At 62.1% G+C, this 11,983-nt stretch carries 7 protein-coding genes; 3 read left to right on the top strand and 4 right to left on the bottom strand.

Features of this window, described 5'->3' with window-relative positions; all coding sequences use genetic code 11:
* Nucleotides 1-50: 50 nt before the first annotated feature.
* The 3 genes from ACIQUB_RS04115 to ACIQUB_RS04105 form a co-directional block, all read right to left on the bottom strand.
* A complete protein-coding gene (locus tag ACIQUB_RS04115) occupies nucleotides 51-380 on the bottom strand; it encodes a hypothetical protein (protein WP_162737385.1) in 330 nt (109 codons plus the stop codon).
* Between the two features lie 73 nt (nucleotides 381-453).
* Nucleotides 454-3,954: a transcription-repair coupling factor gene (gene mfd / locus ACIQUB_RS04110; protein ID WP_113236245.1), complete on the bottom strand. Its 3,501-nt coding sequence runs from the start codon at nucleotides 3,952-3,954 to the stop codon at nucleotides 454-456.
* Nucleotides 3,954-4,268 carry a succinate dehydrogenase assembly factor 2 gene (locus ACIQUB_RS04105; RefSeq protein WP_112980577.1) on the bottom strand — a complete coding sequence of 105 codons (315 nt, stop codon included), beginning with the start codon at nucleotides 4,266-4,268 and terminating at the stop codon, nucleotides 3,954-3,956. The genes mfd and ACIQUB_RS04105 overlap by 1 nt, the downstream gene beginning before the upstream one ends.
* 91 nt (nucleotides 4,269-4,359) lie before the next feature.
* Between ACIQUB_RS04105 and recG the strand changes: the two genes are divergently transcribed.
* A complete protein-coding gene (recG, locus tag ACIQUB_RS04100; protein ID WP_113236244.1) occupies nucleotides 4,360-6,465 on the top strand; it encodes an ATP-dependent DNA helicase RecG in 2,106 nt (701 codons plus the stop codon).
* A gap of 71 nt (nucleotides 6,466-6,536) precedes the next feature.
* On the opposite strand, the gene ACIQUB_RS04095 is transcribed toward recG, so the two are convergent.
* Nucleotides 6,537-8,408 (bottom strand): murein L,D-transpeptidase, encoded by a 1,872-nt coding sequence (locus ACIQUB_RS04095; protein WP_113236243.1) that lies wholly within the window; start codon nucleotides 8,406-8,408, stop codon nucleotides 6,537-6,539.
* Between the two features lie 402 nt (nucleotides 8,409-8,810).
* On the opposite strand from ACIQUB_RS04095, the gene fumC reads away from it, so the two are divergent.
* The gene (fumC, locus tag ACIQUB_RS04090; protein WP_113236265.1) at nucleotides 8,811-10,202 is read left to right on the top strand and encodes a class II fumarate hydratase; all 1,392 of its coding nucleotides are present in this window, start codon (nucleotides 8,811-8,813) and stop codon (nucleotides 10,200-10,202) included.
* A 169-nt stretch (nucleotides 10,203-10,371) separates the two neighbouring features.
* Nucleotides 10,372-11,979, top strand: a complete 1,608-nt coding sequence (locus ACIQUB_RS04085) for a fumarate hydratase (protein ID WP_111563515.1) — start codon at nucleotides 10,372-10,374, stop codon at nucleotides 11,977-11,979.
* Nucleotides 11,980-11,983: the final 4 nt, after the last annotated feature.

Here is an 11,983-nt window from a genome sequence, read left to right as displayed (position 1 = left end):
CGACAAGACCTCGTCCCCGATGCCGTCCAGCAGGGGAGTGGCCAATCCGTCTACCGCAATATGTTGTAGGTCCCTGAGCAAGCGGGATAAGCAGTATCAAAAATGCTAAATTGATCTTTAGAATTATTTATATGATAAACTACTATTGATTCATTTCTCTGGATAACGTTGTATTGATCGCAAATCTGAATAATCTTCTGATGAAGATTCTCAATATCCTCAAAAGAAGTAAGATGATTAAACGATATTGACTTTGATATCTGTTCTTTTTTGCCCGTAAACTTCGCGTATACGTCTTGCAAAACTTGCATACTAACTTCAGATCCCCCAACGGGCAGCATAACTGTACCGTTTGAAGCATTATTTGCATGCACTGTCATATACTGTTCCCTTATTGCGAATCACATTTAAAGAGTACGCAACGATAATAATCAGAGAAGCACAACCAAGACGTTATTTCGCCAGCTCCGCCAGCTGCGTCATGATGACGGCCGCTCCCTGCAGCCGCTTTTCCGGCGTCGGGAGGTCGCGGGTCAGGAACACGCTGTGGTCTGGGCGGATCTTCGCCATCGAGCCCTGCTTGGCGATATAGCCCACCAGATTGCCTGGGTTCGGGAATTCCTTGTTGCGGAACTGGATGACCACGCCCTTCGGCCCGGCATCCACCTTTTCGACATTGGCGATGCGGCAGAGCGACTTGACGTAGACGATCTTCAAGAGATGCTGCACCTCGATCGGCATCGGCCCGAAGCGGTCGATCATCTCGGCGCCGAAGGCATCGATTTCCTTGAGCTCGGTGATCTCGCCGAGACGCCGGTAGAGCGCCATGCGCAGATGCAGGTCCGGCACGTAACCGTCGGGGATCATCACCGACGTGCCCACCGAGATCTGCGGCGACCAGCCGGTATCCTGGATCTCGTCGACGCCCTTCACCTCGGCCACCGCCTCTTCCAGCATCTGCTGGTAGAGTTCGAAGCCGACCTCCTTGATGTGACCGGACTGCTCCTCGCCCAGCAGGTTGCCGGCGCCACGAATATCGAGGTCGTGGCTGGCAAGCTGGAACCCGGCGCCGAGCGTATCGAGCGATTGCAGCACCTTCAGCCGCCGCTCCGCCGTCGCCGTCAGCACCTTGTTCACAGGCAGCGTGAACAGCGCGAAGGCGCGCACCTTGGAGCGACCGACGCGGCCGCGCAGCTGATAGAGCTGCGCGAGGCCGAACATGTCGGCGCGATGCACTATCAGCGTATTGGCCGTTGGCACGTCGAGGCCGGATTCGACGATGGTCGTCGATAGCAGCACATCGTAACGCCCCTCGTAGAAGGCGTTCATGATGTCCTCGAGCTCCCCCGGAGGCATCTGGCCGTGGGCGATGGCGACCTTCAGTTCCGGCAAATCGGACTGCAGGAAGGCATGAACCTCCTCCAAATCCGCCAGACGCGGGCAGACATAGAAGCTCTGGCCGCCGCGATAATGCTCGCGCATCAGCGTCTCGCGGATCACGAGCGAATCGAACGGCGAGATAAAGGTACGCACCGCCATGCGGTCGACCGGCGGCGTGGTGATCAGCGACAGCTCGCGCACACCCGTCATCGCCAATTGCAGCGTGCGCGGGATCGGCGTGGCAGATAGCGTGAGGACGTGAACGTCGCTCTTCAGCTCCTTCAGCCGCTCCTTGTGCTTGACGCCGAAATGTTGCTCTTCGTCGATGATCAGCAGGCCGAGATTGGCGAACTGGATGCCGGAGCCGAGCAGCGCATGCGTGCCGACGACGATATCGGTCTTGCCATCGGCGATCTCCTTCTTCGTCAGCGCCAGCTCCTTGGAGCCGACAAGGCGCGAGGCCTGCTGCACACGCACCGGTAGCCCGCGGAAGCGCTCGGAGAAGGTCTTGAAGTGCTGGCGCGACAGAAGCGTCGTCGGAACCACGACAGCGACCTGAATGCCGTTCATCGCCGCGACAAAGGCGGCGCGCAGCGCAACCTCCGTCTTGCCGAAGCCGACGTCGCCGCAGACCAGGCGGTCCATTGGCCGCCCGGCACCGAGATCGGAGCGCACCGCCTCGATGGCGTTGTCCTGGTCTTCCGTCTCGTCATAGGGGAAGCGAGCGGCGAACTCGTCGTAGAGCCCCTCGGGCGTCGTCAGCACCGGCGCATGCCGCGTCAACCGCTCGGCGGCGATGCGGATCAGGCCGTCTGCCATGTCGAGCAGACGCTTCTTGAGCTTGGCCTTGCGCATCTGCCATGCGCCGCCGCCGAGCTTGTCGAGCTGAGCCTCCGTCCCCTCGCCGCCATAGCGCGACAGAAGATCGATGTTTTCGACGGGAAGGAACAGCTTCGCCTCGTCGGCATATTGCAGCTCCAGGCACGCATGCTGCGCGCCGGCCGCCTGAATAGTCCTGAGCCCGATGAACCGGCCGATGCCATGCTCGGCATGGACCACGACAGAACCTTCGTCGAGACCCGCGACCTCGGAGATGAAGTCGGCGGCCCGCTTGCGGCGTTTCGAGCGGCGCACCATGCGGTCGCCGAGAATATCCTGCTCGCCGATGACGACGAGATTACCGACCTCGAAGCCCGTCTCCAGGCTATAGACCCCGGCAGCCGCCTCGCCCTGATCGAGCTTGTCGATCTCCTTCAGCGCCGCAATCGGCTTGACACGCGCCAGCCCGTGCTCGGCGAGAACCTGCAGCAGCCGCTCCAGCGACCCTTCCGTCCAGGCGGTGATCAGCACCTTGGCGCCGCTCGCACGCTTGTCGGCTATATGCTTGACGACGACGTCAAATACGTTGACGCGCTCGGCATTGCCGCCACCCTCGGCACTCGGTCGCGCCCAGCGTTCGCCCTGGCGGGCATCGAGATTGACGACGCGGCGCGCCTCGCCCTCGTGCTCGTTGAACGGCGTGATACGCATCGCATCGAAAGCGTCGAGCGTCGCCGCAAACGTCTTGCCGTCGAGATAGAGCTGACCGGGCACGACGGGCTTGTAGGGCGTGCCCTGCGACATGCCTTTCACCGGCTTGCCCGAGTTCAGGCGCGCATCGTAATAGTCGAAGACCAGCTTCGAGCGCTCCTCGGCCGCCTCGCGCACCGTATGGTCGGTGACCAAACGGAAGCCCTTGAGATAGTCGAACACCGTTTCCAGCCGGTCGTAGAACAGCGGTAGCCAGTGCTCCATCCCGGGATAGCGCCGCCCTTCCGAGATCGCCAGATAGAGCGCGTCGTCGCGTGTGGCGGCACCGAAGGTCGAGAGATAGTTCTTGCGGAAGCGGCTGATCGTATCGGGCGTCAGCGTCACTTCGCTCATCGGGTTGAGGTCGAGCGAACGCACCTGCCCCGTCGTGCGCTGGCTGGCCGGATCGAAGCTGCGGATGCTCTCAAGCGTATCGCCGAAGAAATCGAGCCGCACCGGCTCTTCCGAGCCCGGCACGAAGACATCGAGAATACCGCCGCGCACCGCGTATTCGCCGACCTCGCGCACCGTGGCGACGCGGTCGAAGCCGTTGCGCTCCAACCGCCCGGCGAGGTCGTCCATCCGCACCTGGTTGCCGGGCCGCGCCGAGAAGGTCAGGCTTTCGATCACATCCTGCGGCGCCACCTTCTGCAGCATGGCATTGACGGTCACCAGCACGATCGCCGCATGCGGCTTCTTGCGGTGCGCGATCAGCCCACCAAGTGCGGCGAGCCGACGTGCCGACGTGTCTGCACTCGGTGACACACGGTCGTAGGGCAGACAGTCCCAGGCAGGCAGCGTCAGAACGGGAATATCGGGTGCTACGAAACCAAGCATCTGCTCCAGATCGGCCATACGCTGCCCGTCGGAGAGCACATAGGCGACCGGCGCGCCGGCGCGCGCAAGCTCGGCCAGCAGCATCGGCTCCAGTCCGGCCGGCACATTGCCTATCGTCAGCGGCACGTTAAGCGCCGTCAGCTTCTTCGCATCAAAACCGGGGATCATCATCCATTCCTGGGCAGGCTGTCGGCGGGGTATTCGAAGTCGGGCTTGTAGGCGCACAGGCGCGTAAACATCGGTGTCTGGAAACGCTCGGGGATCGGCCAGGTTCCCATGATCCAGCGCACCAGATCATTATCCTCTTCCGCCATGATCGTCTCGAACTCGTCGAGCTCCTCATCCGAGAGCCCCGCGATCTCGCGCTCGGCGAACTGGCCGAACACCAGATCCATCTCGCGGATGCCGCGATGCCAGCAGCGGAACAGTATCCGGCGGCGGCGGGGATCGAGATCGGCGCTCGAGAGTGTGACACCTGTCATGGCATAGCTTCCTGTTGATGCGCCTCTATAGACCCTCGAAAGCGGCTTGTCAGCCTTGCCAAGCACGCATTGTTCGTCGCATTTTGCCGGCATGCGCCCCGCCATTCTCGATCCGCTGTTTTCCTCCGTCTCCGGCCTGCCCGGCGTCGGCCCGAAGATCGCCGAACTGCTCGCCAAGCTCTTCGGCCGCGAGACGCCGGAGGATTGCCGTGTCGTCGATCTGCTCTTTCATGCGCCGCACTCGCTGATCGACCGGCGTAACCAGCCAGGCATCGCGCGCGCGCCGCAGGGCGCTATCGTCACGATCACCGGTCGCGTCGACCGCCACCAGCCGCCGCCGAACAAGAAGAGCAACGTCCCCTACCGTGTCTTCCTGCACGACGAGACCGGCGAGCTGACGCTCGTCTTCTTCCGCGGCCAGTCGACATGGCTGGAGAAACAGCTCCCTCTCGATGAAGAGGTGACAGTCAGCGGCAAGATCGACTGGTTCAACGGCCGCGCCTCGATGGTCCACCCGGATTACATCGTCAAAGCCAGCGAAGCGGAAAACCTGCCGCTGGTCGAGCCGATCTACCCGCTGACAGCCGGCCTTTCGCCGAAGACGCTGCGCAAGATCATCGAAGCCGCCCTGCCGAAGACGCCCGTGTTCCCCGAATGGATCGATGCGGCGCTGGCCCAAAAGCAGGGCCTGCCCTCGACCGCCGATGCCTTCCACGGCCTGCACGAGCCGCGCGATCCCGCCGATATCGATCCGCAGGCGCCGGCCCGCCGCCGCCTCGCCTATGACGAATTCCTGGCCGGCCAGCTATCCCTGGCGCTGGTGCGCCAAAGGTTGCGCAAGGTCGCGGGCCAGCCGGTGCATGCGACGGGCCACCTCAGCCGCCAGATCCTCGAAGCCCTACCATTTTCGCCGACCGGCAGCCAGACCGAGGCGATCGCGCAGATCCTGAAAGACATGGCCGGCGACGATCGCATGCTGCGTCTGCTGCAGGGCGATGTCGGCTCCGGCAAGACGCTGGTGGCGCTGATGGCGATGGCCGCGGTCATCGAAAGCGGCGGCCAGGCCGTGCTGATGGCGCCGACCGAAATCCTCGCCCGCCAGCATCACGCGACCATTGCCAAATACACGGCCGCCGCCGGCATCCGCATCGAGGTGCTGACCGGCCGCACCAAGGGCAAGGAACGCGACGAGATCCTTGAGAGGATCGCCTCAGGCGAGGCCCAGATCGTCATCGGCACTCACGCGCTGTTCCAGGATACCGTGAACTACAAGAACCTGATGCTGGCCGTCGTCGACGAGCAGCACCGCTTTGGTGTCCACCAGCGCCTGCGCCTGACCGCCAAGGGCATCACCCCGCACATGCTGGTCATGACAGCAACGCCGATCCCGCGCACGCTGGTGCTGGCAGCCTTCGGCGATATGGATGTCTCCAAGCTCACAGAGAAGCCCGCCGGCCGCAAGCCGATCCAGACGATCACCATCCCCACCGAACGTATCGGCGATATCGTCGGACGCTTGAAGGCGGCGCTGGCCGACGGCAAGAAGGCCTACTGGATCTGCCCGCTGGTCGAGGAATCCGAAGAGAGCGACCTGATGTCGGTCGAAGAGCGCCACGCCACGCTGGTGTCCGCACTCGGGCCAGGCGTAGGCCTGATCCACGGCCGGATGAGCGGCGCGGAGAAGGACGCGGTGATGATGGCGTTCAAGTCAGGCGAGATCCGCCTTCTCGTCGCGACCACGGTGGTCGAGGTGGGCGTCGACGTGCCGGATGCGACGATCATGGTCATCGAGCATGCCGAGCGTTTCGGTCTGGCACAGCTGCATCAGTTGCGCGGCCGCGTCGGGCGCGGCGACGAGGCCTCCACCTGCATCCTGCTCTATCGCGGACCGCTGGGCGAAACCGGCCACGCGCGTCTCACGATTATGCGCGATACGGAAGATGGTTTCAGGATCGCCGAAGAGGATTTGAAGCTGCGCGGAGAAGGCGAACTGTTGGGAACGCGGCAGTCCGGAACCCCGGGTTTCAGGATTGCGAGCCTGGAGGCGCATGCCGATTTGCTGGAGATCGCCCGCAAGGATGCGGCCTATCTGATCGAGCGTGATCCGGACCTGACGTCCGAAAGAGGCAACGCCGTGCGCACCCTGCTCTATCTCTTCCGCCGCGACGAAGCGATCCGCTTCCTGCACGCCGGCTGATCGCCGATATCATCAGACATCGACAGGTTGAAAAACGCCGCGCGACCGATGGGGCCGCGCGGCGTCTAAAATCAAATCTGGGCGCCGCGTGCCTTGGTCGTGGCGTCGAAGGCCTTCTGGACGTAGGTGTCGCGGTCGTAGACGTCGTTGAAATACTGAACGACGCCGTTCTTGTCCGGCCAGGCCGTGAAGTAGGCGATGTAGACAGGGAACTTCTGCGGCACCTGCACCGCGTGGTTCTTGCCGGTCGCGATCTCCTGGCCGATCTTGTCGACCGTGGTGTTCAAGACAGCAGCCGCCATCGCGCGTGGATCGGCGAGACGCACGCAACCGTGGCTCAGCGCGCGCATGTCACGCTTGAAGAAGCTCTTCGAAGGCGTGTCGTGCATGTAGATCGCATGCGCGTTCGGGAAAAGGATCTTCAGTTCGCCAAGCGCATTGTCACCGCTCGGTGGCTGGCGCACGGAGACGTTCGCGGTCGAACCGTACCAGTCGACGCTGGAAGACGGTACGGCGCGGCCGCCGACGGCGACTTCATAGCCCATGCGATCGAGATAGTTCGGGTCGGAGCGCAGCTTCGGCAGCATCTCGTTGATGATGATCGACTGCGGAACGCCCCAGAACGGGTTGAATTCGACCGTCTGGATCTGGTCCTGAAAGAAGAACGTCTGGTGCGACGGCTGGCCGATCACCACGCGCATCGACAACTGTTCTTTGTTGTCGTTGTGGTAGTAGACCATGAAGGCAGGCTGGTTGATGAAGACGTAGCGCGGGCCAAGATCGGCCGGCAGCCAGCGGGCCTGTTCCATCGCCACAACAACCTTCTCGATCTTCGAGCTGTTACTGTCGCCGCCGGTCATGGTGCGAACGGTCGCCTGGCCGACGATGCCGTCAGGCTTCAGACCATGTTCCTTCTGGAAGGCTTCGACCAGCGTCACGATCTCGGGCGAGTAATCGATACCGCCGGTATAGGCGGCCAGTGTCGCCGCGTTCTCGCTCTTCAGCGCGGCCGAGCCGTGCTTGTCGATCGCCTTGACGATGTTCGGGATTTCCGAAGAGGTTTCGCCGGGATGCAGCACGCCGCTGAGTTCGATCTTGATCGGCTGCTCGCCATTGCCCTGGCCCTTCAGCTTGGCAAGCTCGGCCTGCAGTGCTGCGAACTGCGGACCATTCGGCGTGCGGCTCGAGAGATAGGCGCCGACATCGGGGCTCATCCGTGCCAGCTTCAGCACCGGATCGAGATTGACCGTCTTGCGGGCGAAGTCGTGATAACCGGAGAGCTTGTTCGGGTCGACGCGGCCACGGATCGTATCCTGCACATAGGCCAGAACCTTGGCCGACAGCGCCAGCTCGAACTGCGTCAGCGCGCGGTCGCGCATCGCGGGATCCGGATTGGCCGGATCGACAGCGGGAACCTCGACGGCATAGTCGGCCGGGTCGAGACCGACGGAACCGGCATTGGCGAGGAAGGCCATCGCCGCCTTGGCGCGATCGTTGACCTCGGTGCCGGTCAGCCAGACCAGTTCGTTCTTGGTGTCGCCGTAGTAAGTCTCGAGCGCCTTCGCGACTTCGACCGGTGCGCGGACCTTGGCATCGATCAGATAGCGACGCTGCACCGATGGCGTTGCATCGCTCGGCGTACCGACGGCGGCAACCGCGCCGGTGACGACGGGATCGGTGAACTTGCCGGTATCGACAAGCCGCATCGGATCCACCTTGTAGGTGTAGTAACGCGGTGCGGACACCTTCGGCAGCGGCGCGCTGGTATTGACCTGCGGCGGCAGCACTTCTGGAGCCGGATTGATGATGGTGCTCTGGGTGCGGGCACGATCACCTCGGATCATGTCCATCAGCGTATAGGCATGCGCGGGTGCGACACCCATAGCGGCCATGCCGCAGGAAAGTGCCAGTGCGGAAACCGCACCTTTCAAGAAGAATGTCATGCTTTTTCCAGTCCCAGTCTCATGCTGTCTTCGGTCATGGGCATCGCCCAGCTCAAACTCTTTACTCACCCGTCGCTGTCAGGTGACATGGCAGAAACGGGACGCCACCGCCACCCTCGAAGAACTCACTCTTCCGTAACGTAGCAAACCCGCCGCCTCCCGGCAGTTCACACAAAATTATGAAATTATTGGTTAATTTTTTACTTTATTTTCGCCTGCTCACACAGTCCCCCAAAAGACGTTGTTAGATAAAAAATAAGACGTGGCCAAAAAACCACGTATAGCGCAGCCGCTAATATGACTTCGCGGCTCATATTTTTGATCCCCGCTGTTTTCTTGGGCTGGCTTGAGATCTATAAGACGGCATCTCCGCAGCCGCTCACGCGAAAGAAAGGCATGGCCATGACTTCCACCCGTATCGAAACCGATACTTTCGGCGAGATTGAAGTACAAAGCGACAAGTATTGGGGCGCGCAAGCGCAACGCTCGCTCGGCAACTTCAAGATCGGTTGGGAGAAGCAGCCGCTGTCGATCGTGCGCGCGCTGGGGATCGTCAAACAGGCCGCCGCACGCGCCAACATGGCGCTCGGCAAGCTGGAACCGGCGGTCGGCAACGCCATCATAGACGCCGCCCAGGAAGTCATCGACGGCAAGCTCAACGACCACTTCCCGCTGGTCGTCTGGCAGACCGGCTCCGGCACGCAGTCGAACATGAATGCCAACGAGGTGATCTCCAACCGCGCGATCGAGGTGCTCGGCGGTGTCATGGGCTCGAAGAAGCCGGTGCATCCGAACGACCACGTCAACATGAGCCAGTCGTCGAACGACACCTATCCGACGGCCATGCACATCGCCTGCGTCGAGCAGATCGTCCACCACCTGCTGCCGGGCCTGAAGCATCTGCATGCAGCGCTCGACATGAAAGTCACCGAGTTCAGCCACATCATCAAGATCGGCCGCACGCATACGCAGGACGCGACGCCGCTGACGCTTGGCCAGGAATTCTCCGGCTACTCAGCGCAGGTCGCCTCCGCGATCGCCAATATCGAACTGACGCTGCCGGCACTCTCCAAGCTCGCCCAGGGCGGCACCGCCGTCGGCACCGGGCTCAACGCGCCCATCGGCTTTGCCGAGAAGGTCGCCGAAGAAATCTCCACTATTACCGCCCTACCCTTCGTCACCGCGCCGAACAAGTTCGAGGCGCTCGCTTCGCATGACTCGATGGTCTTCGCCCATGGCGCGATCAATGCGGCCGCCGCTGCCCTCTTCAAGATCGCCAACGACATTCGCTTCCTCGGCTCCGGCCCGCGCGCCGGCCTCGGCGAACTGTCGCTGCCGGAAAACGAGCCCGGCTCCTCGATCATGCCCGGCAAGGTCAACCCGACGCAGTCGGAAGCGCTGACGCAGGTCTGCGCCCACGTCTTCGGCAACAACGCCGCGCTTACCTTCGCCGGCAGCCAGGGCCACTTCGAGCTCAACGTCTACAACCCAATGATGGCCTATAACTTCCTGCAGTCGGTACAGCTGCTCGGCGACGCCGCCGTCTCCTTCACCGACAATTGCGTTGTCGGCATCGAAGCCCGCGAGGACAATATCAAGAAGGGCGTGGAGAACTCCCTGATGCTGGTGACAGCGCTCAACGGCCGGCTCGGCTACGACATCTGCGCCAAGATCGCCAAGACCGCCCACAAGAACGGCACGACGCTCCGCGAGGAAGCCGTCGGCGGCGGTTACCTGACGAATGAGGAGTTCGACCAGTACGTCCGCCCGGAAACAATGATCGGCCCGAAGTAAGCGCCATCCCGGATCATCGATGAACCACCAGACACCGCCACGGCCTCCGTGGCGGTGCTTTTTGTGCATTCTTGAGCGTTTTTCGAAGGTTTTAGAATGATTGCAATTGGCCAGATGCCCGCATAGACCGTCTGCGATTTCCATTCCGGCCCGCACGAAAGGTCATTCGATGGCTGACGATCTCTTCCCTCTCGGCAAAGACTCCACCCAGTACCGCAAGATCAGCAGCGACCACGTCTCTGTCGACAGCTTCAAGGGCCAGGATATCCTGACCGTCGAGCCCGAGGGCATCCGTCTGCTGGCCGAGACCGCCTTTGCCGACATCAACCACCTGCTTCGCCCCGGCCACCTGAAGCAGCTCGCCTCGATCCTCGACGACCCAGAGGCGACCGACAACGACCGCTTCGTCGCCTACGACCTCCTTAAGAACGCCAACATCGCCGCCGGCGGCATCCTGCCCATGTGCCAGGACACCGGCACCGCGATCATCATGGGCAAGAAGGGCCGCCGCGTGTGGACCGAGGGTGAGGACTATTCGGCGCTCGCCAAGGGCGTGATGGATGCCTACGAGAAGAAGAACCTGCGCTACTCGCAGCTCGCCCCGATCAAGATGTTCGAAGAAAAGAACACCAAGAACAACCTGCCGGCCCAGATCGACATCTACGAGGAAGGCACGGACGAATACAATTTCCTCTTCGTGGCCAAGGGCGGCGGTTCTGCCAACAAGACGTTCCTTTATCAGGGCACCCCCTCGCTGCTGACGCACGACCGGATGATCGACTTCCTCAAGGAGAAGATCCTCACGTTGGGTACGGCGGCCTGTCCTCCCTACCATCTGGCGATCGTCATCGGCGGCACCTCGGCCGAGATGAACCTGAAGACCGTCAAGCTCGCCTCCACGCGCTATCTCGACGATCTCCCGACCGAGGGTTCGGAAAGCGGCCACGCCTTCCGCGACGTCGAGATGGAAAAGGAAATCCACAAGCTGACGCAACAGATGGGCGTCGGCGCGCAGTTCGGCGGCAAGTATTTCTGTCATGACGTCCGCGTCATCCGCCTGCCCCGCCATGGCGCCTCGCTGCCGATCGGCCTCGGCGTCTCCTGTTCCGCCGACCGCCAGGCAAAGGGCAAGATCACCCGCGAAGGCATCTTCGTCGAGCAGCTGGAAACCGATCCGTCCAAGTACATGCCCGAGATCGACGAGGCAAAGCTGTCGGAATCGATGGTCAAGATCGATCTCAACCAGCCGATGGCCGACATACTTGCCGAACTCAGCAAGCATCCGGTGAAGACGCGCCTGTCGCTGACGGGCACCATCATCGTCGCCCGCGACCTCGCACATTCGAAGATCCGCGAGCGCCTTGAGAAGGGCGAAGGCATGCCGGATTACATGAAGAACCACCCGGTCTATTATGCCGGCCCGGCCAAGACGCCCGCCGGTTACGCCTCAGGCTCCTTCGGCCCGACCACGGCCGGCCGCATGGACTCATATGTCGACCAGTTCCAGTCCTTCGGCGGCTCGATGATCATGCTCGCCAAGGGCAACCGTTCGCGCGCCGTGCGCGAGGCCTGCAAGACCCATGGCGGCTTCTATCTCGGCTCCATCGGCGGCCCGGCTGCGCGTCTCGCGCAGGACTGCATCCGCAAGGTCGAGGTGCTGGAATATCCGGAACTCGGCATGGAAGCCGTCTGGAAGATCGAGGTCGAGGACTTCCCTGCCTTCATAGTCACCGACGACAAGGGCAACGACTTCTTCCAGGAATTCAACCTCGGCTGATTTT

The organism is Rhizobium sp. NPDC090275 (genome assembly GCF_044772225.1).
Taxonomy (GTDB): domain Bacteria; phylum Pseudomonadota; class Alphaproteobacteria; order Rhizobiales; family Rhizobiaceae; genus Rhizobium.
The sequence above is the reverse complement of the archived record's forward strand: the minus strand, read 5'-3'. Positions and strand labels throughout refer to the sequence as shown.

What these genes read in the sequence shown, in the direction of transcription:
- ACIQUB_RS04115 (WP_162737385.1), bottom strand. Translation starts at nt 380, where the DNA reads ATGACAGTGCATGCAAATAATGCTTCAAACGGTACAGTTATGCTGCCC.
- mfd (WP_113236245.1), bottom strand. Translation starts at nt 3,954, where the DNA reads ATGATCCCCGGTTTTGATGCGAAGAAGCTGACGGCGCTTAACGTGCCG.
- ACIQUB_RS04105 (WP_112980577.1), bottom strand. Translation starts at nt 4,268, where the DNA reads ATGACAGGTGTCACACTCTCGAGCGCCGATCTCGATCCCCGCCGCCGC.
- recG (WP_113236244.1), top strand. Translation starts at nt 4,360, where the DNA reads ATGCGCCCCGCCATTCTCGATCCGCTGTTTTCCTCCGTCTCCGGCCTG.
- ACIQUB_RS04095 (WP_113236243.1), bottom strand. Translation starts at nt 8,408, where the DNA reads ATGACATTCTTCTTGAAAGGTGCGGTTTCCGCACTGGCACTTTCCTGC.
- fumC (WP_113236265.1), top strand. Translation starts at nt 8,811, where the DNA reads ATGACTTCCACCCGTATCGAAACCGATACTTTCGGCGAGATTGAAGTA.
- ACIQUB_RS04085 (WP_111563515.1), top strand. Translation starts at nt 10,372, where the DNA reads ATGGCTGACGATCTCTTCCCTCTCGGCAAAGACTCCACCCAGTACCGC.